The 24,034-nt window shown below is 44.9% G+C and carries 11 protein-coding genes; 10 read left to right on the top strand and 1 reads right to left on the bottom strand.

Annotated features, from left to right (window positions below; translation table 11 throughout):
- The first annotated feature begins 15 nt into the window (after positions 1–15).
- The 3 genes from PJIAN_RS10075 to PJIAN_RS10065 are packed head-to-tail and all read left to right on the top strand — an operon-like array spanning position 16 to position 5,422.
- A complete protein-coding gene (locus tag PJIAN_RS10075; RefSeq protein WP_068704587.1) occupies positions 16–1,392 on the top strand; it encodes a glycoside hydrolase family 43 protein in 1,377 nt (458 codons plus the stop codon).
- 33 nt (positions 1,393–1,425) lie between these two features.
- A complete protein-coding gene (locus PJIAN_RS10070) occupies positions 1,426–2,811 on the top strand; it encodes a glycoside hydrolase family 43 protein (protein WP_068704585.1) in 1,386 nt (461 codons plus the stop codon).
- Positions 2,812–2,833: 22 nt separating this feature from the next.
- The gene (locus PJIAN_RS10065) at positions 2,834–5,422 is read left to right on the top strand and encodes a glycoside hydrolase family 31 protein (RefSeq protein WP_068704711.1); all 2,589 of its coding nucleotides are present in this window, start codon (positions 2,834–2,836) and stop codon (positions 5,420–5,422) included.
- 142 nt (positions 5,423–5,564) lie between these two features.
- On the opposite strand, the gene PJIAN_RS10060 is transcribed toward PJIAN_RS10065, so the two are convergent.
- Complete coding sequence (locus PJIAN_RS10060) at positions 5,565–8,444, bottom strand: helix-turn-helix domain-containing protein (protein WP_068704583.1); 2,880 nt, start codon at positions 8,442–8,444, stop codon at positions 5,565–5,567.
- 498 nt (positions 8,445–8,942) lie between these two features.
- Here PJIAN_RS10060 and PJIAN_RS10050 point away from each other — a divergent pair, with 498 nt between their 5' ends.
- From PJIAN_RS10050 to PJIAN_RS10020, 7 genes are all read left to right on the top strand, one after another.
- Positions 8,943–11,390 carry a glycoside hydrolase family 31 protein gene (locus PJIAN_RS10050; protein WP_068704580.1) on the top strand — a complete coding sequence of 816 codons (2,448 nt, stop codon included), beginning with the start codon at positions 8,943–8,945 and terminating at the stop codon, positions 11,388–11,390.
- Positions 11,391–11,410: 20 nt separating this feature from the next.
- Positions 11,411–12,805, top strand: a complete 1,395-nt coding sequence (locus PJIAN_RS10045; protein WP_068704578.1) for a family 43 glycosylhydrolase — start codon at positions 11,411–11,413, stop codon at positions 12,803–12,805.
- 14 nt (positions 12,806–12,819) lie between these two features.
- On the top strand, positions 12,820–15,801 hold the full coding sequence (locus PJIAN_RS10040) for a glycosyl hydrolase 115 family protein (protein WP_236714395.1): 2,982 nt from the start codon (positions 12,820–12,822) through the stop codon (positions 15,799–15,801).
- 58 nt (positions 15,802–15,859) lie between these two features.
- Positions 15,860–18,256 (top strand): alpha-L-fucosidase, encoded by a 2,397-nt coding sequence (locus PJIAN_RS10035; RefSeq protein ID WP_084252362.1) that lies wholly within the window; start codon positions 15,860–15,862, stop codon positions 18,254–18,256.
- Positions 18,257–18,485: 229 nt separating this feature from the next.
- The gene (locus tag PJIAN_RS10030; RefSeq protein WP_068704574.1) at positions 18,486–20,276 is read left to right on the top strand and encodes an NPCBM/NEW2 domain-containing protein; all 1,791 of its coding nucleotides are present in this window, start codon (positions 18,486–18,488) and stop codon (positions 20,274–20,276) included.
- A gap of 196 nt (positions 20,277–20,472) precedes the next feature.
- The gene (locus tag PJIAN_RS10025) at positions 20,473–21,669 is read left to right on the top strand and encodes an endo-1,4-beta-xylanase (RefSeq protein WP_201787356.1); all 1,197 of its coding nucleotides are present in this window, start codon (positions 20,473–20,475) and stop codon (positions 21,667–21,669) included.
- 319 nt (positions 21,670–21,988) lie between these two features.
- The gene (locus tag PJIAN_RS10020) at positions 21,989–24,004 is read left to right on the top strand and encodes an NPCBM/NEW2 domain-containing protein (protein ID WP_236714394.1); all 2,016 of its coding nucleotides are present in this window, start codon (positions 21,989–21,991) and stop codon (positions 24,002–24,004) included.
- Positions 24,005–24,034: the final 30 nt, after the last annotated feature.

The following is a 24,034-nucleotide window of genomic DNA, read 5'->3' as shown; positions in this document are numbered from 1 at the left end:
ATTTTCGAAAAAGATATGTGTAAACTCAAAAATGCCATTATAGCTACTTCGGTAGCTTTGTTGTCGATGACAGCCGCAAAGGCCGACAATCCCATTATTCAAACCAACTATACCGCTGATCCGGCGCCAATGTTGTATGATGGAACGGTTTATCTTTATACATCGCACGATGAGGATAAAACGGTTCGTAATTTTTTTACGATGAACGACTGGAAATGTTATTCTTCGAAAGATATGGTGAACTGGACCGATCGGGGAACTATTTTTTCGTATAAAGGGTTCAGTTGGTCGCGCGGCGATGCCTGGGCAGGACAGTGCATCCCCCGAAATGGCAAGTTCTATTATTATGTTCCTGTTAACATGAAAAACGGAGGGAATGCGATTGGTGTTGCTGTGGCCGACAGCCCTACCGGTCCTTTCAAAGATGCCATCGGAGCACCTCTGCTTATCGGGTACGGCTACATCGACCCGACGGTTTATATCGACGATGACGGTCAGGCTTATCTTTATTGGGGAAATCCCAATTTGTGGCATGTAAAGTTGAACGAGGACATGATATCTTACGACCAGAAATTGGGTATTGTAAAAGAAGACCTGAAAGACGCAAATTTTGGCTATCGCGCCAAGAAAATAGATAACCGCACTGCTGCTTACGAGGAAGGCCCCTGGTTTTTCAAACGCAACGCGAAATATTACATGCTTTATCCGGCAGGTGGTGTCCCTGAACATTTGGCCTATTCTACCAGTAACGGTCCTACCGGTCCGTGGGTATATGGCGATACCATCATGCACGTGATTAAAAACCACGGAGCATTTACCAACCATCCGGGATATATCGAATTCAAAGGTAAATCGTATCTCTTTTATCATGATGGAGGTTTGCCCGGTGGTGGCGGATTCAAACGTTCGGTATGTATCGAGCCGTTCAATTTCAATGCCGACGGCTCTATCCCTTTGATTACCCCGACAAGTAAGGGCGTGGTTGAGAGTGCCGCCAATGTTGACCCGTACCAAAGAACAGAAGCCGAAACTATTGCCTGGTCCGAAGGCCTGAAAACGGCACAAGATCAGCAAAAAGGAGTGTATGTTACCGAAATTAGCAACGGCGACTATATCAAAGTGCGCAGCGTTGATTTTGGTAAAGGGGCAAAAACCTTTCTGGCAAGTGTTGCTGGAAAAGCATCAACAGGAACCATCGAAATCCGCATCGACAGCAAAGATGGTAAATTGCTCGGCACATTACCGGTAAAAACTACCGGCGATGATTTAAGCTGGAAAACGCAGTCGTGCAAGGTGAATGCAGTGAAAGGAGTCCACGATATTTTCTTTGTATTCAAAGGTGGAGATGGAAATCTATTCAATTTCGACTGGTGGAAATTTGTTGCCAAATAAATTATAATCTGATTATTAATCTCTAAGCTTGCGATGAAAAAATATATTGTATTTGCTTTGTTTTTAGTGTTTTTTTGTGGTGTTTCCAAGGCCGAAAACCCGATTATGCAAACTCATTTCGGACCCGATCCGGCGCCAATGGTTTATAACGGCACGGTGTATTCCTATGTGGGCGACGATATTCCTGGAACCGATTTTTATTATATGACCAAATGGCGAGTCCTGTCCACTACCGACATGGTGAACTGGACCGACCACGGTTCTCCAATTTCACTCGAATCGTTCAAATGGGCGCGCGATCGTGCCTGGGCTGCTCAGTGTATCGAACGTAACGGTAAGTTTTACTGGTACATCTGTGCGCAAAGTACCAAAAATGATATGGCAATCGGCGTGGCTGTTTCTGACAGCCCTACCGGCCCGTTCAAAGATGCACTCGGCAAGCCGTTGATTATGAATGGTAGCTGGTCGAACATCGACCCAACCGTATGGATCGACGACGATGGGCAGGCTTATCTTTACTGGGGTAACGGTAGTTTGTTTTACGTAAAACTGAACAAAGATATGATCTCTTATTCCGGAGATATTGTAACAGTTCCGGTTACAGTAGAGTCATTCGGTGGTACGAGAGGAAACAAAAGCGTGGAAAATCCCAACAAAGACATGTATGTGGAAGGTCCCTGGTTCTACAAACGTAACAATCTATATTACATGATGTATGCCGGAATGGGCAAAGGTGGCGAATGTCTTTCTTATTCTACCAGCAATGGACCTACTGGCCCCTGGAAATATCAGGGCAAGATCATGGAAAACCAAAAATTGAACAGCTTCACCAATCATGGTGGTATCATAGATTATAAGGGGAATTCCTACTTGTTCTATCATAGCGGTTTGCTGCCAAACGGTGGAAGTTATGGTCGTGCGGCCTGCGTGGAACAGTTTACCTACAATCCCGATGGTACCATTCCTGCTGTGACTGCAACGAAAGAAGGTCCGAAACCGGTCGGATTTATCGATCCGTACAAACGTCAGGAAGCAGAAACAATGGCCTGGTCGGAAAAATGTACTATCTCTCAAAATGATAAACTTGGAGTTTACGTGTCGTCAACACGCTTGAAAGGCTACATTAAAGTTCGTGAGGTGAACTTTGGAAATCAATCGCCAAAATCCTTTACAGCAACTTTAGCAGCAGGAGTAGACGGTGGGGTTTTGGAAGCCCGTCTCGATAGTGTCGGCGGACCGCTTATTGCTTTTGTTACTCTTCCACGCACAGGAGGTTGGGATAAATTTGTAAGTTTTACCTCCAACCTGAGCAAAGAGGTAACCGGTACGCACGATGTCTATTTCTATTTCAATGGACAGAATATCACAGCCGGACGTGAATTGTTCAATTTCGACTGGTGGAAATTCAACCAAAAATAAGAATCAATTTATTGAGATGACCATGAAGCTAAAAATAATCTTATTAACCGTCCTGCTTCCATTCATTTGTTTTGCTCAGGCAGTAAAAAGTTTCAAGCAAGATAAAAAAGGAGTGATTGTTACTCTAAATGAAGGTACGTTAACTCTTTGTCCGTTGACCGAAAACAGCGTGAGGGTGAAGTTGTGCAAAGGCGCAGAAGACAACTTGCAGGAACTTGTATTTACATCCAATGTTTCCACTCCTGCTTTTAAGATGCAGGAGTCGGCTTCTGCGGTGGAAGTGAAAGTTGCTAAAATAAGTGTCGCTGTAGATAAGCAATCGGGTAAGTTGTCGTTTTTTGATGCTACCGGTAAGCCTTTGGTGAATGAATCGGCAGGTTCCCGCAAGCTAGAGCTTGGCACAATTCAGGGTGAGCCCTGCTTTATGGTCGAACAAACATTTGACTCTCCAGCCAATGAAGCAATATTTGGGTTGGGCCAGTTTCAGGACGGGCATTACAACCTGCGCGGTGTTACCCGTCGTTTGACGCAGGTAAATACACAGATTTCGATTCCGTTTATCTATTCCAGTCGGGGCTACGGTTTGCTATGGCATCAGTACGGTCTCACCGATTTCAATCCTGCCGACAACGCTATTGCCCTGAATAAACAGGAGCAGGTGGCTACCGGCAATCAGGAAGCGGAAGTAACCACGACAGCTGGTACTCAAAAAGTTTCTCAAAACCAATCGCTTTATAATGGAAAGTTCAGCGTTCCCCAGAATGGAGAATACTCGCTATTCCTTGATTTAGGCGATATGGGGAATCGTCATTTTGTCACTATTGACGGTAAACCGGTTGTCGATCAGAGTAATATGTGGCTGCCGCCTACCGTGGGCGCGTTGGTGCAGCTAACAACCGGAGAGCATCAGGTGCAGGTGTTGTGCAAATCCGATAACACGCCGCGTTTGTCGTGGAAAGCGCTGTCAAATACTACTACCTTTCGTTCGCCTGTTGCCAAATCATTGGATTACGTGGTTTTTGCCGGATCGGCTGACGATGTTATAGCAGCTTATCGCAAGCTTTCGGGCAACGCTCCTTTATTTCCCAAATGGGCTTACGGCTTCTGGCAATGTCGCGAACGTTATTCCTCAGGCAAACAATTGGTAGAAACTGTAGAAGAGTTTCGGAAACGCAATTTGCCCGTAGATGTGATTGTGCAGGACTGGCAATATTGGGGCAATAATGGTTGGGGCGTGCCAAAATTCGATGAGAAGAATTACCCGAATCCAAAAGAATTTATTGGAAAACTGCATGATTTGAATGCTCATTTCAATATCTCAATCTGGTCGAATCCCGATAAAAATTCCGATATAGGGAAAGAGTTTGTTGCTAAAAACCGCTTTATCCCGAATACCAAATGGCTGGACTATTTCAATCACGAAACCAGAAAGGATTATTGGAATGTGTTGAAAATAAATATGTTCGATAATGGAGTGGATTCGTGGTGGATGGACGCTGTAGAACCTGAAAACGATGCCTTGAAAGGAGAAAAAACCACTTTTGGTCTTGGTGACTTTTACCGCCTGACTTATCCTTATTTTGTAAGTAAATCGGTGTATGAAGGCCAACGTGCAACATCCGACCAAAAGCGGGTGTGCATCCTGACCCGTTCGGCATATTTGGGGCAGCAACGCTATGGCATCATCAACTGGTCGGGCGATATTGGCGGAACCTGGGACACCTTTAAACGTCAGATTGTAGCCGGATTGAATTATTCCGTCACCGGATTTCCTTACTGGACAACCGATATCGGAGGGTTCTTCCGTCCGGGGCGTTCGCAATATACCGACGAAAAATATCAGGAACTGTTGACCCGTTGGTTTCAATGGGGTGTGTTCAATCCTGTATTCCGCATACACGGCTACATGACCGAAACCGAACCCTGGAGATACGGGCAAAAGGTGGAGGATAACATGCGCAAAGCATTGGATCTGCGCTATAGCCTGATGCCGTACATCTATTCCGAGGCATGGCAAATTACAAAAAATGGTTCCACGCTGATGCGCCCGCTGGTAATGGATTTTTGTAACGATGCTTCCGCTTTGCAGTATCCGTACGAATACATGTTTGGAAAATCATTGCTGGTAGCGCCTGTCACTGAAGCCGGAGCCAAAGAATGGAAGACCTATCTTCCGCAGGCTGCCGCATGGTATGATTTCCGGACAGGAGAGAAACTGGCAGGAGGCAAGGAAACCGTCAGTCAGGTTAGTCTGGATATGATTCCGGTTTACGTGAAAGCCGGTACTATTTTACCCATCGGTCCCAAAGTGCAGTATGCATCCGAGAAAAAGTGGGACGATCTCGAAATCCGGGTTTATCCGGGAACGAACGGCAGTTTTACTTTGTACGAAGATGAAAACGATACATACAATTACGAAAAAGGAGCGTACTCAACCATTCGCTTTGTGTGGAATGACAAAGCCGGAACGCTGACCGTTGAAAGTCGCAAAGGCACTTATCCGGGAATGATAGCAAACCGTCGTTTCCGTATTGTTTTGGTGAACGGCAGTCAGAAAAGTACTAAGACTTTGAATTATTCAGGAAAGCAGATACAATTGAAGTTACAGTAGTAATTGGAAAGAGGGAACGTTATTTCCCTTCATTGAATTTTGAAGCTATAATATGCAGGATCGTATCGTGGTGCGAATTGTCCTGATTGATAATAAAAGCGATGATGCCCTCCGGTTTAAAGAGGGTGTTGTCGCTTTTGTCCTATAGCTCAAACAGTTGTTGCACGATTTCGTCATTGGCATTGTCGCGATAGCGGGCCACAAAGTCCTTGGGCGACATGTTGAAATAGCTCTTAAACGATTTTGAAAAATAGGAAGGTTCTGAGAAGCCCACCTCGTAGGCAACCTCCGAAATGGATGTTTTGTCCTGAATAAGCATCAGTCCCGCTTTTTTCATGCGCACCGACTTTATAAGGTCGTTGGGCGAACTTCCGAATAGCTCCTTGGTACGCCGGTAGAGGTGAACGCGGCTCAAAGCGACTTCATGACTTAGTTCTTCTACCCCGAAATCCGCATCGGAGATGTGGCTCGAAATAGCATCCATCACTCTCTTTTTCCATTTGTCGTCTCCTGAATCGACGGACCTGGAAGGGTCAACCTGCTGCGTTTGTATTACGTTGAGGTAGTTCTCTTTGATACGAAGCATTTCGCCGATAACGGTACGTAAGCGTTTTTTGCTCCGCTGGCGTGTTTGATAGGTTCGGTATTGGCTGTATACGAGCGAAAGGAGAATGATAAAATAACACAGTTTGCTCCACCACGACCAATACCAGGGAGCGTTGATGATCACATCGATAGAGGCTTCGGTGGTTTGCAGGTTTTTCCCTTCGCTGATGCTTTGCACGCGGAGCGTATAGTGCCCCGGAGGCAGCTGGTTGTACACTGCCAGCGGATTGTCGGCAGTGGTGGAGTGCCACACGGATTCGTAACCTTTTAACTGATACACGTAGCGAAGTTGAGAGGACGCTGCATAGTTGGAGGTGGTAAAGCGAATGGAAAAGGAGTTCTGATTATAGGGGAGGGTGATGCGGGTTGCATATCCTATTGCCGCATCAAGAAAGTTGTGCCCGGCATTGAAGTCGTAGGTTATCGGTTTCCCGTTTACATTGAGCGAACTGAAGTGTATCGGATTCCATTCTGTTTTGCTGTTGATGATTGAAACCGGGTTGAAGGTAATAATTCCGTTATCGCCTCCGAATGCGATTGTTCCGTTGGCGTAGCAATATACGGCGTTGCTGTGAAAATCTCCTATTTTCCGGATGTCGTATGAAGCGAACAGGCGCATGCTGCCACTTTTGGGGTCAAACCGTACGATTCCCTTGTTGGTGCTCATCCAGATAGCATTGTCGTTGCCTGCAGCCAGTGCAAGCACCGAAATAGCTTTGTTGTCGGAGTCTAACGAATAGTGCCGGCATGAATTATTTTTGTCATTGTACACAAACAGACCGTTGTTTGTGCCGATATATATTAATCCGTTGCTTTCAAGAAAGGCGCGTACCGAACTGTTGTCGATTGTCTCCAGTCTGTAGTTGTACAGACGATTCGTCTTCGGATCGTAGCAGTCGCAGTTGGAGCTTCCTATCCATAAGCGCCCTTTTGAATCGAGCTTCAGTGCAAATACCCAGGGACTGGCAATTGCGATGTGGCTCATTTCACCCGAACGAAGGTCGATGCGGTTAAGCCCCGTGCCGATGTTGGCGATGTACAACACTTTGCGTGCCGGGTCGCATTCCAGATAGCAGCTGTTTTTGTTGATAATGTCTTTTGTGTCGGGAATCTTTTTTACGGCCCCGCGATCGTAGCAATAGAGCCCGCTTCCATAGGTGGCTATCCATATTTTTCCTGTAGGGTCGGTAACCATATGTTGTATGGCGTTGTTGCAGAAAGAGGGCAGGGGAAGTTGCTGAAGATTATCGTAGCTTTTACCGTAGAAAACGCCATTCCCGTCGGTGCAGACCATGATGTTTCCGTTATTGGCATGGTTAAAAGAGGTGATCGCCGATTGAATAGGGATGGAGGATGTGCCCGTAATTTGCTGAAAATTGAAATTGCCCGATGCCGATGGCACTACCAGCATGCCTTTTTGATAGATGCCAATGTAAAGATTTCCCCAGCGATCTTCAATCATGCTGTGGATTTTGCAATATGCCAGATCGAGCGGCGTATCTTGTATTTTGTAGTCGGTAATGGTATTTTGGGCAAGCTCTATTTTGCCGATGCCATTGCTTTCGCATCCAACCAGCAGCGTACCATCCCTGCGTTGTATCAGGCATTGAGCACTCGTGAATTTGGTAGGTTGCGATGTTAATTTTCTCAATTGACGTTTGCCTTCGTCGAAGACCAAAACCCCATTCCATTTATCGCATATCAGGAGTGTATGAGTCACTCTGTCTTCGAGGAAATCGGTGATTTCCATGTCGGACGATTGAATGCCGAATCCTTTGGAGTTGATTGGTAACGGGCGAAAACTCTTCAGGTCAATCACCTCCAGATTGGAGCCAACGACCCAGAGACGCGATTTGGAATCGATGTAGATGCGTCTTGGTACGATATTTTTCAGAGCTTGTCTGAGAGCGGCGGTGGCTTTCTCTGCCACTTTATGGGTTCGTATGTCGATAATGTAGAAGCCGTCTATTCCGCTGCCGAGCAGCAATTGCTTGCCACCAGGCAAAAGGATGATGTCGGAAATAGTGATTGCTTTCCCTTTTCGGGAGGTATTATCATCTTCGCCTTTTTCCAGACGAATGTGCTCAAAGGTCTCTTTTTCGGGATGAAACAGCTGTAAGCCGCGAGTGGTTCCAACCCAATATTGTCCCAGCGGATCGGTGGTTAAGCGGTAGACGCTGTTGCTTCGCAATCTGTTTTGGCCTCTTGCTTCATAAAAGGCTGTCAGGCCGAATCCGTCAAAACGGGCTAAACCTCCATAGTTGCAAATCCATATATTGCCTTTGCTATCCTGATTCATGAAGATGAACTGACTGCCCGGCAGGCCATCAGCGGAAGTAAACAGTCTTGCTCCCTGTGCCTGTACTTTGGCCAGCACACAGAATAAGAGCAGAGGTAGCAAAAGCTTGTATTTCATCCGTACAAAATTGTTTTTTTAGGTCAGATGGAATTGTGCTTGCGAATTGAAGCGAAGCTAACCCGCATGATGTTGTTCATTCGTGTTTGGTTTCTCAATAAACATGCTCGTTTCATAGTGACCAAAAATTGGAATGCTATTCCTGATGCTACGATAACGTGGATGAAATGGACCAGACAGAAGAAGCCATCCGACTCGTATTTGAGGCTTTCAAAGGTACGGATATATTGGAATAATTCAAGGCGATGAACTGCTGTTTTTAGGTGTTGCCAAAGGCTGAAAATGTGCAATAAATGCGTGTTAATGGTCTGAAATTGAAGAAGTGTAACAAATTCACCACTTTTCTGTAACATAAGTACAAGTGGGCGTCGCAACTAAAATGTACATTTGTGACGTGAAACATAGAGCGGAAAACATGAAAAGCGTCCGGTTTATGTTTTGGATATCGCAAACAATAAAAAGCTTTATATCGATTATTAACTCAAATCTAAAAACGTCATGAAGTGTATTTTCTCTCTGCTATGCTTAGTCATGGTGTCGGTAATGAGTTCCCAAGCTCAAATCTTCCAAAAAACCGACTGGGGTGCAAAAGCCGTCATTAATTCTACCGGAGTTGAGGTCCGGTTTTACTCTCCCTCCATCGTGCGAATACAGAAATGGCCTGCCGGAAGCGATTTCAACAAGCAAAGCCTTTCGGTGACAAAGACCCCTGAAAAAACAAAATTTTCCGTAGCGCAACAGGGTGATCGGCTTTTGTTGAAAAGCAGCAAAATGCTTGTGACGCTGAATCTGAAAGACGGAGCCGTGTCGTTTCAGGATGTTCGCGGCAATGCATTGCTGAATGAGAAGGCTCAGGGCGCATCGTTTACTCCTTTCAACGATGCCGGAACCAGTACATATAGCGTGGGGCAAGAATTTACACTCGATAAAGACGAAGCAATCTATGGCCTGGGCCAGCAGCAGGGTGGTAAAATGTCGCAACGCAATGTGACGCTCCACATGGTGCAGGGCAATACGGACGATTATGTGCCGTTTTTTGTCTCAACCAAAGGATACGGCCTGTTCTGGGATAACTATTCTCCCACCATTTTTGAAGATAAGCCGGAAACTACACTCTTTAAGTCGGATGTAGGCGATGGCATCGACTATTATTTTATGGTTGGCGGAAGTCTCGACGGATCGGTGGCCTGCATGCGCGACCTGACAGGCCAGGCTCCTATGTTTCCATTGTGGACGTTTGGTTTTTGGCAGAGCAAAGAACGATATAAAAGTCAGAACGAACTGGTGGGTGTTGTGAAAAAGTACAGAGAGCTTGGAGTGCCGCTCGATGGTATTATTCAGGACTGGCAATACTGGGGCAATAACTACCTGTGGAATGCCATGGAGTTTCTGAATACGGAATTCCCCGAACCGAAAAAGATGGTAGACGACATCCACAACATGAATGCACACCTGATTATTTCGATCTGGTCGTCGTTCGGCCCGCAAACAAAGCAATACCGCGAGATGCAACCGAAAGGGATGTTGTTGAACTTCGGCACATGGCCACAGTCGGGTATGGAAGCATGGCCGCCCAACCGTGATTATCCGTCGGGCGTACAACCCTATGATCCTTACAACCCGGAAGCTCGTGATATTTACTGGAGATACCTCAATAAAGGACTGTTCTCTCTCGGCATCGACGGTTGGTGGATGGACTCTACCGAGCCTGACCATTTGGATTTCAAACCTTCCGATTTCGATTTGAAAACTTATCTTGGCTCTTTTCGCAAAGTGCGCAACGCGTTTCCGCTGATGGCGGTTGGCGGAGTTTCCGAACATCAGCGAGGCGTAAGTTCCGACAAGCGTGTATTTATTCTTACCCGTTCTGCTTTTGCCGGGCAACAACGCTACGGAGCAAATACCTGGTCGGGAGACGTAAACTCATCCTGGCAATCGCTCCGAAACCAGATTCCTGCCGGTCTTAATTTTTCATTGAGCGGTATCCCTTATTGGAACACTGATATTGGCGGATTCTTTGCCGGTAGCTATAACCGGGGTTGGGGAGATGGAAGCGGAGCTAAAAACCCCTTGTATCAGGAGTTGTATGTAAGATGGCTTCAGTTTGGTACATTCACACCGATGATGCGTTCGCACGGGACTGATGTGCCGCGTGAAATATACAATTTCGGAAAGAAGGGCGAACCGATTTTCGATGCCATTGAGAAATCGATCAACCTGCGCTATGCCATGCTGCCTTATATTTATTCTACTGCATGGAGCGTGACGAAAGATCAGTCGACCATGATGCGTGCGCTGGCAATGGATTTTCAGGATAATAATGTCCGGAACATAAATGATGAATACATGTTCGGGAAATCTATATTGGTTGCACCTGTCGTGCATGCTCAATATACACCCGAAACGATAGTGAAAACAGACGAAAATTCGGGTTGGAATAAAGGAGATAAGAAAGATAATAAAGCCGTTGCAGTGGACTTTACCCAGTCGAAATCGGCAAAAGCATACCTGCCGGCCGGGACATCATGGTTTGATTTCTGGACGAATACAAAATATAACGGAGGACAGGAAATTACGCTGGCCACCACTATCGATAAAATGCCATTGTTCGTCAAAGCCGGAAGCATTATTCCTTTTGGCCCAAAAGTAAAGTTTGCTACAGAGAAAAAATGGGATGACCTTGAAATCCGCGTTTATGAAGGAGCAAACGGCGAGTTCTCTTTGTACGAAGATGAAAACGATAACTACAATTACGAAAAAGGAATTTACTCTACCATTAACTTCAAATGGGATGATAAATCGAAAACCCTGACTATTGCCGATCGCAAAGGAACATTTCCCGGTATGCTTGCAGAACGGAAATTTCACGTAGTGAAAATTGCAGCTAACGGCAATAAGACAGAAAAAGAGGTGGTCTACAAGGATAAAAAAGTGACGGTTAAATAATATCCACAGAAGAAAATCAAATGAACACAACATTGAAGGGTTTCGCATGCTTGTTGGCTTTGTTTTCATGTTTTTATAGCAATGCTCACAACCCTATTATACAAACCAAACATACGGCCGATCCTGCGCCGCTGGCATATAACGACACGGTTTTTCTTTACACAAGTCACGACGAAGATAATGCTGAGCGGTTTGTGATGCAAAACTGGATGTTATACACTTCTACCGATATGGTAAACTGGACTGACAGAGGAATCATTGCAGGTGTTTCAGAACCATATAAAACGTTCAAATGGGCAGATGGTCATAGCGCATGGGCACCTCAATGCGTAGCACGGAACGGCAAATTTTATTTATACTGTCCTACGATTTATCAGGGGAAAATGGCAATTGGAGTAGCAGTATCCAACAGTCCTTATGGCCCCTTTGTTGACGAGCTCGGGAAACCTCTCATCTACCGGTCTAACCCTGGCGATTACGATCCGACAGTGTTTGTGGATGATGACGGCCAGGCTTATATTTATTGGGGAGGAAACGGACCTTGCTATTATGCTAAATTGAAAGAAGATATGATTTCACTTGCAGGAGATATTCAGGTTGCTTCAATTGATTTTACCGGAACTCCGCCTGAAGCTTCATATACCGAAGGTCCGTGGTTGTGGAAGAAAAACAAGCATTATTATCTGGCATGGGCATCGCGTTGTTGTCCTGAAGGAATTGGATACGCTATGAGTGATAGTCCGACAGGCCCATGGAGATGCAAGGGAACGATTATGGATCCGGATCAAAGATCGTCAGGGAATCACCCCGGAATAGTTGATTTCAAAGGCAATTCGTATGTGTTCGGGTTCAATTATGCCATTACGAAACAAACCCTGGCCAAACATTATGAGCGTCGTTCGATATGTGTCGAGAAAATGACTTATAATGCCGACGGGACGATTCAGAAACTGCCGTGGTGGTCAACTACGGGTGTTAAGCAAATAGGCGCATTAGATCCTTACAAGCAAAACGAAGCAGAAACTATGGCTTACAGCGAAGGCGTAAAAACAGATAAATTACCAGTCTGGGAACGCGATGATATTTGGAACAGAGGGAAGAAACTTGGCGATATAATGTTTGTGACATCCATCCATAATGGCGATTACATAGAGGTTCAGGGTGTCGATTTTTCAAAAGGTTGCTCTTCTGTCGATTTAAGAGTCGCATCTCTTTATGGTGGCAAGATAGAAATTCGCTTAGATAAAAAGGATGGCCCGGTCGTTGGCATTGCTGATGTTGCAACTTCGGGAGAAGGTGACGTTTGGAAAACGATTACTGCCAAAGTAAAAAGCATTAAAGGTGTTCACGATCTTTATTTCGTTTTCAAAGGAGAAAAAGACCTGCTCAATTTCGACTGGTGGCAGTTTAAGTAACATCCAAAAATAGTATGATGAAAGGTAACAGTAACCTAACATATCTTTTCGTTCTTGCAGTAATTCTCTTGATTAAATCGTTGTCTGTTAGTGCATCAGATAAGGTCAATTTCAGAACTCCATCTCAATACATTCAACACGTTGCGACATCAAAATCTTTTAAAATTGTGGCTAATGGAGCTGCAGCACAGATTGTTGTCGATCCTGCCGACTGGAAAGGCGTTATACGCGCAGCGAACGACTTGGGCGATGATGTTCGCAAAGTTTCTGGTGTTGCTGCCAACGTTAAGCAAGCAGTAACTCCCGAACCAGGTTCCATAATTATCGGTACGATTGGTAAAAGCCGTGTAATTGACAAACTTATAGCTGATAAGAAAATAGATGTCTCAGATATTAAGGGGCAATGGGAATCATTTCTTATTCAGACAGTGGATGGGAACCTTGTCGTTGCCGGAAGCGACAAACGCGGGACTATTTATGGAATCTACGACATCTCCGAAAAAATAGGAGTATCTCCATGGTATTTCTGGGCTGATGTTCCTGCAAAAAAAAGTAACGCATTATATGTTAAGGGCGGTCGTTACGTGCAGGATTCTCCCAAAGTAAAATATCGAGGTATTTTTATCAACGATGAATCTCCATCTTTCACCGGTTGGTGCAACGCTAAATTTGGCGGTGTCAACTCCAAGATGTATGTAAATATGTTTGAATTGCTTTTACGGTTAAAAGCCAATTACTTGTGGCCAGCCATGTGGGGCAATGCATTTAATGAAGATGATCCAATGAGTCCGGTTTTAGCCGACGAATACGGTATTGTGATGGGAACTTCGCACCACGAACCTATGATGCGGGCTCAAAAGGAATATACCAAACGCAAGGACGAAATCGGCGCTTGGGACTTTATTACAAATAGTGCGAATCTTGAAAAATTTTGGTTTGACGGTCTTAGCCGGAACAAAAATTATGAGAACCTGATTACTATGAGCATGCGTGGTGACGGTGATGTGGCCATGGGAAAAGGGAATGACCTTGAAAATATCAAAACGTTGCAGGATGTAATAAAAAGCCAGCGGGATATTATCCAAAAGGTGTATAATGATGATCCCGCCAATCATCCTCAGTTGTGGGCTATTTTTACCGAAGTTCAGCGCTACTATGATGCAGGCTTCAACGTGCCGGAGGATATTACACTGCTGTTTTGCGACAACAACTGGGGGTATATTCGACGTATTTTGCCTCCAAAAGAAAAGAACAGGAAAGGTGGCGCCGGATTGTATTATCACATCGATATGAATGGAGGGCCAAATAACGACCGTTGGGTTAATACGACCACTATTCCGAAACTTCGTGAGCAGTTCAATCTGGCATACCAAAGCGGACTTGACCGTATATGGATCGTTAACGTAGGCGATTTGAAACCGAAGGAACTTCCTATCGACTTCATTATGCATTTTGCCTGGAATCCAAATGCTTATCCGGCAGACAAAGCATTGGATTATACGATTAACTGGGCTAAAGGTATTTTTGGCGAAGCACATGCCGAAGAAATTGCTGATATTGTTTCTAAGTATTCAAAATACAATCTTTTAAGAAAGGCAGAAGTTCAATCTCCCCAAATATTCAGCTATGTCAACTATAACGAAGCCGACCGAATGCTTAAACTTTGGCGAGATGTAGTGGCAAAAGCCGAAGCGTTGGAAGTGAAAATTGCACCTGAAGCAAAAGATGCTTACTACCAGTTGGTGCTTTATCCCGCCAAGGCTTCTGCCGGCATTGCCGAAATTTATCTTTCAATAGGAAAAAATCATCTCTATGCCAAACAAGGACGGGTTAATGCCAATGATTATGCCCAACGGGCAAGAGATCTTTTCAGTCTCGATAAAGAATTAAGTGATTATTATAACAATCAAATGTCCAACGGTAAGTGGAAAAACATGATGTCCGATATTCATATCGGTTACACTGGTTGGCAAATGCCCCGGGAAAGCAAACTGCCCGAAATGAAGAATGTAGCACCGCTTGCCGAACCAACTTTGGGTGTTGCTGTCGAAGGGTCAGAGGCTGCCTGGCCAGGCGGTGCCGGAAAACCTCAGCTTCCTGTATTTGAAAGACTTAAAAATCAATCATATTATATAGATATCTTCAATAGAGGTGTCGGTTCTTTTCTGTTTGAAGCAAAAACCAATAAGCCCTGGATTAAATTAAATATGACCAAGGGTAAGGTTGAAAAGGATGTGCGACTAATGGTAGATGTTGACTGGAAAACATTGCCCGAAGGCAAATCGGATGGCATTGTTGAAATAAGGAAAGGCAACGAGCTTGTTTCTGTATCGGTTAGTGCAGTAAAAGCAGCCTTGCCCAAAGTAAAAGAGCCTTATTTTGGTAACTTTACGGGTGAATTCACCATTCCTGCTGAGGAATTTAATGTTAGTACCCCGGGCAAAAATGCGAAATGGATTATTTTGCCTGATCTGGGAAAGGGAAAAGCTTGCATGGGTATTTACCCCGTAACCACCCCAAGTACTACAGCAGCTGATGGTCCGAAACTTGAGTATAAAGTATTCCTCCCAACTACAGGAAAAACTACTGTTTGTCTGGGTATCCTCCCAACTCAGGATGTCTATCCACAACGTGGGTTGAGAATCGCTGTTGCATTAGACGATCAGGAGCCGCTGGTATTGGATGCACGAAAAGGGTTTTATGATGAGTTTAAAGAATATACTCCCGAAATTCTGGCCAGATCAACGGTGTTGAAGCCTTATCCTCCACTCAACAAAAAAATTGCGTTAATTGGCGCCGGTCAATTTCGAAGAAATGAGATTTTTGACAATATGCGCTGGCTTGACTTTGAAGTGAATGTAAAAGAACCGGGTATTCATGCCCTGAAAATAATTATGATTGATCCTGAAGTGGTGGTTGAAAAGATCGTAGTAAATCCGGATAATAATCATCCCAGTTATTTCGGTGCACCCTCTATTCAGCATAATGCTAAATAAATCTATTGTTATAGGTGCGTAGATCGCAAGTACGGTCGGTAAAATATATAAACAAATAATGAGGAAACTTCATCACGTTCTTTTAGCTAATAAAATGATTGATATCTTTTTATGCGGAATAAGGTATTCCTTGTTGCTCTTAGCTTTTGTTTGTTCTGCTTTTAGCAATGCTAATGCTGCCAAAAATGTCAAGCTTGAAGCTGAAAAAGCCCGATTAATTGGTGGGGCACAAAAGATAAGCGATAGTTCTGCATCAGGGGGATTCATTGTAGGTTTGGTTAAACCGGATCAGGCTATACAATTTGCGAATCTCCCCAAAGCAAGTAAACTGTCGATAAAATACGCATCGGTTAATGTTGGTATAATAAGCGTAGTGATTGATAATCAGCCTGATGTTAAAGTAAATGTTCATTCGTCCGGAGCTAAATCGGGATCTTTCCTTAACGCAATAATCGATGTGGCCATTCCTTCAGGGGCTAAATTAGAAATTAGGAGTGACTCGTCGGATGTTGCCCTGAGCATTGACTACGTAATGGTTGGTGACGGAGATTTGGGTTTGCCCCCCGATAGTTGGAATTTACCTCCCTTAAAGGCCGCCGATGGCCCTTATAAAGCGGATTGGAAAGAAATCAGTCGTTTGTATACCGTACCGGCTTGGTGGCGTGAGGCAAAATTCGGAGCCTGGTCACATTGGGATCCGCAGTCTATGCCCGAACAGGGCGATTGGTATGCTCGTGGCATGTATATGGAAGGCGACCGGCAATACAACTACCATCTTCAACATTTCGGGCATCCGGCCGAATACGGTTATAAAGACATTTGCCACAATTGGGTGATTGACAAATGGAATCCCGAAGAGCTGATGAATTTATACGTGGAAATGGGTGTGAAATATTTCATGGCAATGGGAGTGCATCACGATAATTTCGATTGCTGGGATTCAAAATATCAACCCTGGAATTCGGTACATGTCGGTCCGAAAACGGACATTGTCGGCACATGGGAACGAATTGCACGACAGCATGGATTGCGTTTTGGTATTGGGTTTCACAATACTCCGGCACGCACCTGGGGCCAGTTTATGACCGTTCGCTACACCAGCGACAAAAAAGGATCGAAACAAGGCGTTCCGTATGATGCTCTTCAAACCATTAGCGATGGAAAAGGCAAATGGTGGGACGGAATGGATCCGGTTGACCTGTACGGACCTGCTCATGATAAAAGCAATCCGTTGCAGTCGCCTTTTGCCAATCAGTTTATGTGGCGGGTCGATGATGCAATTTCAAAATATCATCCCGATATGATCTATTTCGACGAACATGCTGGTGATTCGCAAGTGGATTTAGGGGTAAAGATGGGTCTTGGCTTTCTGGCTCCGACCCTCATCTCCAATTATTACAACAAATCATTGAAATGGAACCACGGGAAAATGGAGGCTGTTGTTAACCTCAAAGGGGTAGGCGGACAGTACAATAGCTTTAAGAACACGCCTGAACTTTTGCCATTTGTTGATCGGGCATTGGTGAAAAGTTCCGAATTTGTTATTGAACCCGAAATAATGGCGTATCCCTTTCAAACAGAAACCAGCATTTCCGACTGGCATTATCAAACGGGGCTGAAGTATATGGATGCGCTGAAAGTAGTTCAGTTGCTGATGGAGAATGTTTCCCGTAACGGCACTATGTTGCTGAATATTACTCAACATGGGCGTGGCGATCTTGATCCTGAAGCAATTCGCATTTGTAAAGATGTCGGTGCGTGGTTGAAAGTGAATGGCGAAGCTGTTTACGGTTCCCGTCCTTACGAAGTATGTGCAGAGAATTCAATCCGGTTCACCCGAAACAACGGTTGTGTTTACGCAACTATTTTGAATTGGAACGATAGCGTTCTTGTGATCAAGTCCCTTCGTTCCGGAGGAAATACGATCGGCAAAGTGACAAAAGTAGAACTTCTCGGTTCGGATGAAAAAATAGATTTCGTTCAGGATGAAAAAGGACTGAAAGTAATCCCTGCCGGAATTGCCCTACCGTTGGTTGGTATAGCCGATACACTTTTGACAAAACGAAGCCGGGTATTGCGCATTACGCACGATAAAGTCTGGTTCAATGATGATGATCCGGGCGTCGCAGCTCCCGGCTGGACTCGAAGCTGTAATCTTACAACCGGAGATTTTAATGATGATTTGACGACAAGTAATACGTCCGGCGATAGTTGGAGCACAACATTTACAGGCTGTAGCGTTTCTGTTATTGCTCCGAAAGAACCGGGTGCAGGGAAGATAGAAGTGCTCATTGATGAGAAAAGCCGGGGAATAATCGACTTGTCAACCAGCGGAGAACGGAAACCTCAGCAGATGGTGTTTGTAGAAAGTAATTTGCCGGCAGGGAAACATTCCATAGAGATCGTTAACAAAGGTGATGGGAGAGTGTCTGTTGATGCGTTGATAATCAGGTGAATGATATGGCGGTGGTTTGAAATGTGCTGTTTGTGTTGAAACTGTCTGTTAGCCGGTGAATTTGAATAAAATTTAGTGTAATTGAGTCAATTACAGATTTATAGAATCAGGCAAAAAGTGTATATTTGTTTCTCTTACGCCAGAAAAGACCAGGGGGAGCTCTACCGCGTCTCAGTAGCTTTCCTCTTGTCTGAATATTAATGAACAATTAGATATAAATTAACGAATTATGAACCTTAGATCATTCAAACTTCTTTGTGTGTTTTTGCTCGCAGGTTGCTGCATTTTACATGCGCAAACAACGCCCAAATACTGGCAATTTGCTGCAACTCCACCACTCGGATGGAACAGTTGGGATTGTTTTGGGACAACCGTTACCGAACAACAGGTGAAGGAACAAGCCGATGCGATGGCTAAATACCTTTTGCCAAGCGGTTATAAATATCTGACCGTAGACATACAATGGTACGAGCCCGAATCAAAAGGGCATGCCTACAAACCGGGAGCAATGCTTACGATGGACGAGTACGGTCGCCTGACTCCGGGTTTGAAGAAGTTTCCCTCCGCAGCCAATGGCAAAGGGTTCAAGCCTCTGGCCGATTATGTTCATTCCAAAGGATTGAAATTCGGTATTCACATCATGCGGGGTATTCCTCGTATAGCGGTCGATAAAAATCTGCCGGTATTGGGAACAAATGTTAAGGCTCAGGATATTGCCGTGAAAAGTTCTACCTGCGCCTGGAATCCTGATATGTACGGGGTGGATGCTACCAAACCGGAAGGACAGGCCTACTATTATTCCATTGTAAAAATGTATGCCGATTGGGGCGTGGACTATATTAAGTGTGACGATATATCACGTCCTTACGACAATGTGCAGAAAGCTGAAATTGAAGCCCTGCGCATGGCTATCGATAAAACCGGTCGTCCCATCGTGTTGAGCTTATCGCCAGGTGCAACGCCGGTGAAGATGGGCGAACACGTTATGAATCATGCCAACATGTGGCGTATTACCGACGATTTTTGGGATCGCTGGGGTGCTTTGCTGGCTATGTTCGAGCGGATGGATGTCTGGACTCCGTATCGCGGCGCCGGCCATTTCCCCGATGCCGACATGCTACCTATCGGACTGATCGAATTCAACCGTCCGACTCATTTCACAAAAGAGGAACAATATACTTTGATGAGCCTTTGGGCTATCGGTCGTTCACCGTTGATTTTTGGAGGCGACATGACAAAGATCGACGCTTTTACCAAAGAAATGCTGACGAACCCCGAAATGTTGAAAGTGAATCAACATAGCAAGAATAACCGTCAGGTATATCGCGATAAGAATCTGATAGTTTGGACTGCTGATGTGCCCGGTAGTAAAGATAAATACGTGGCGCTTTTCAATGCCCAAAGCAAAGGAGACAACATCGATTTTGCTAATGCCGACTATGCCAGTCCGGTAATTGCCGGCAAGGGACGTTCTCAAAAAGTGGAAGTGTCGATAAAAGACGGCAAACGACTGGTGCTTTTTGTGAAAGACGGCGGCAATGGTAACGATTGGGATCATGTGGCCTGGGTCGATCCTGTGCTTCACGGTCCGAAAGGCGATCTGAAACTGACCGATTTGAAGTGGATCAGTGCAACTGCCGGTTGGGGAGCTGCTCAGATAAATAAGGCTTGCGATGGTAAACCATTGCAGGTGAATGGTCAAGCAGTGAATGGCATTGGCACTCATGCCGAATCAACAATTATTTACGACTTGCCGGAAGGGTATGATACCTTCTCTGCAACAGGTTATGTAACTCAGGAAACGGGCTCGGTTGTTTTTGGAGCGCTTGTGGATAAAGGCAAAATAGACCTTCCGGACAAAGCGGATGTGAAGGTTAATTTTCAATCCATTGGCATCAAAGGAAACGCGAGAGTGCGTGACCTTTGGGCGCATAAGGATTTGGGCACTTTTAGCGGAGCATTCAGTCGGGAATTGAAACAACACGGCGCCGGACTTTACCGAATCAGTCCGCTACGTTGATTCCTGAGAGCTGCATTTGTTATTTATCCAGTTAAATAGAAAATGTGCTCTTGAATAAATCTCCAATAGTATTTGAAAAATATCTGTTGTCTTAAACCTTTCTGGATATTGACAATCCACATATGGCGTATATGCTATAATGAGGAACTATTAAATTGAATAGATAAATAATAACCAAATATAAATCTGATAAACTATGATGAGAAAACTTTTTATGGCAGGTTTTATCCTGATCGAGACTTTGGCTGTCTCTGGATATAGCCAGGACAATACATTGTCACAGAAGACTCTAAAGCAAGCATTTGCTGATAAATTTCTTATCGGCTGCGCTGATGATCTGACCTCGAATAACGAGGCCTATCAGGCAAGTATTAAAGCGCAGTACGACATTGTTACGCCGGAAAACTGCATGAAACCGCAGCCAATTCATCCGTCGGAAAATACGTATAATTTCAAAACTACCGATGCCATGGTTGATTGGTGTCAGAAAAACGGATTAAAAGTGTGGGGACATACCCTGGGCTGGCATTCACAAACTCCGGCATGGTTTTTCCAGGCAGTAAATCCGAAAACCGAAGAGGCTCAACCGGCAAGAGGACCGCGAATGAGCTTTGATCCGAAAGCACCGCGCCTCTCGATGGATGAGATGTGGGCACGCAGCATCAAAGGTGAGATGGCAAGTAAAAAAGTTGCGCTGAAACGGTTGGAGAAACATATCAAAACCGTGGTAGGGCGATACAAAGGACGTATCATTGGTTGGGATGTTTTCAACGAGTCCATTGCCGATGGTGGCGACGGTTCGACGGAAAATTTGCGCACTTTCAGTTGGTATAAAGTTGTCGGACCGGAGGTATTGACCAAAGCCTTTCAATGGGCGCATCAGGCCGATCCGAAAGCGAAATTATACTACAACGACTACAACATCGAACAGGGTGCGGTTGAAAACAAAGGAAAACATGCAAGTTCCATGTTGCTGCTGAAACGTCTCCTTAAAGAAGGAGCACCTATCACCGGTGTTGGAATTCAGGGTCACTGGCATTTGGATACCAACCTTGCCGATGTTGAAAAAGCCATTGAAGATTACGCGTCGCTGGGACTAAAGGTTTCTATTACAGAACTTGACGTAACCGCAACAGGCGAGAACAGTGGTGCTTTTAGCGTGAATCAGGGTGCTAAAAAAATCCCGGCTGAGAACTATATTAAACAGGCTGAGGTATATAAGAAATTATTCGAAATATTCATGCGCCATTCCGACGTAATCGAACGTGTAACCTTCTGGGGTTTAAGTGATACCCGTTCATGGCGACGTGGACAGGACGCGCTTTTGTTCGATGGACAATTGAATCCAAAACCAGCTTACAAAGCTGTTATTGAGACAAGTCAAACCAAATAATTTTTGATTTTAGTTTTATAAAACAGCAAACATAAGATGAAACAATAACGAGCTATCGCATCTCAATAGTATTGCCAATTATAGCCTGTTTGTTTTATCTTAGTTGGCTTTGTCCAAAATTTTTCAATGGAAGATGCTTTTGGGAGAAATTGGAAGTTCTGGCAGTAAGATACAACGGAGCAGAGAATTCTGAATATCTTGATGCAATGTAAATCATTTAAAAACTCCTGCAGATAGGAATCCTCAACCAACCGTAAAATCGCACAATCAGACAGAAGCGACAATATATATCAAAACCCATAAATAATCAATCAAAACAATGATGAAGAAACTTTTATATGCCATGGCGTTTTTCTTGTTAACGTTGAGTGTTAACGCTCAAACCGTCTGGCTCGACCAGTTGGATCTTAGTGCAGCCACGCAGGGTTACGGCGTTCCCGGAAAAAATAAATCGTTGGATGGCAAAACGATAACGATTGCGGGAAAAACATTCGAGCGTGGTTTCTCAACTCATTCGGTGAGTTCGTTGTTGGTTTTGCTTGAAGGCAAGGCGGTTAATTTTACTGCTCAGGTGGGGATTGACGATGAGGTTGCCGGCCACGATCCTGCGGTTGAATTTCAACTCTTTGGCGACGGCAAAAAAATATGGACCAGCGGTCTGATGAAACTGGGAGACGCAGCAAAGGCTTGCTCAGTACAACTTACAGGCATAAACAAGCTCGAATTGGTGGTAACCGATGGCGGCAACGGTAATTATTACGACCATGCCGATTGGGCAGATGCCAAATTTGAGGCAAAAGGTGTTACTATTTTCAAAACCTACAATCCGGTAAGCAGCGTTCCGTATATACTCACACCTAAAGCTTCGGACAAACCACGCATTAATAGTGCTGCGGTTTTCGGCGTACGTCCGGGCTCTCCGTTCCAGTATTTTGTTGCCGCAACCGGCGACCGTCCCATGACGTTCTCTGCAAAAGGTCTGCCCGAAGGTCTGAAACTGGACTCCAAAACCGGTATCGTCACCGGCTCGCTTACCAAAGCGGGAACATACGAGGTGATGCTTAGCGCTAAAAATGCAAAGGGAAAAGCAGACAAAAAACTCCGCATTGTTTGTGGCGATCGTATTGCACTCACTCCGCCGATGGGATGGAACAGCTGGAACTGCTTTGCAGGCGAAGTTTCGGCCGATAAGGTGAAACGGGCTGCCGATGCGATGGTAAAAAGCGGTCTTGTCAATCACGGTTGGACATACATTAATATTGATGACTTCTGGCAGAATCACCGCGATTCGAAAGATCAATCGTTGCGGGGTAAATTCCGCGATGAAGCCGGATATATTATTCCAAACGCCCGCTTTGGCGACATGAAACCGCTGGCTGATTATGTTCATGGCCTTGGTCTGAAAATCGGTTTGTATTCCAGCCCAGGCCCATGGACCTGCGGAGGTTGCGCCGGAAGCTATGGTTACGAAAAACAGGATGCCGAAAGCTATGCAAAATGGGGTTTCGACTACCTGAAATACGACTGGTGCAGCTATGGTAACGTGATTGACGGATTGCCTGAAAACGACCCGAACAAAGTGTCTTCTTTGTCGTACAAAGGCGGAAATGAATTGAATACAGCAATCAAACCATATAAAGTGATGGGCGAATACCTTCGTCAGCAACCCCGTGATATTGTGTACAGCTTGTGCCAGTACGGCATGTCGGATGTGTGGAAATGGGGCGACTCGGTGAGTGGCAATTGCTGGCGTACCACCAACGATATTACCGATACATGGGAAAGCGTGAGAAGCATTGCTCTCGATCAGGACAAATCTGCCGCATGGGCAAAACCGGGCAACTGGAACGATCCTGATATGCTGGTAGTAGGTACTGTCGGTTGGGGTAATCCGCATAAAAGCAAGCTGAAACCCGATGAACAATACCTTCACATTAGCCTTTGGAGTCTTTTCTCGTCACCACTTCTTATTGGTTGTGACATGGAAAAACTGGACGATTTCACCTATAGTTTGCTGACGAATGATGAGGTGATTGAAGTAAATCAGGATCCGTTGGGGAAAGAGGCAGTCTGTGTTCAGACGATGGGTGATGTTCGCGTTTACGTGAAAGAGCTCGAAGATGGTAGCAAAGCAGTTGGTTTTTGTAATTTCGGTCTTGATATAGCCCAACTTTCATACAAAGATTTTGCAAAACTCGGAATATCCGGGAAGCAGCTTGTGCGTGATTTGTGGAGACAAAAGAATGTATCCGTAATCAACGCCACGAACGGACAACTTTCGCTGAAAGTGCCTGTGCATGGGGTAGTATTTTATAAGTTTACCCCCGCAAAATAATCCGATTCTACGATAACAGTACTAAAATAA

The organism is Paludibacter jiangxiensis (genome assembly GCF_001618385.1).
Taxonomy (GTDB): Bacteria; Bacteroidota; Bacteroidia; order Bacteroidales; family Paludibacteraceae; genus Microbacter; species Microbacter jiangxiensis.
The sequence above is the reverse complement of the archived record's forward strand: the minus strand, read 5'-3'. Positions and strand labels throughout refer to the sequence as shown.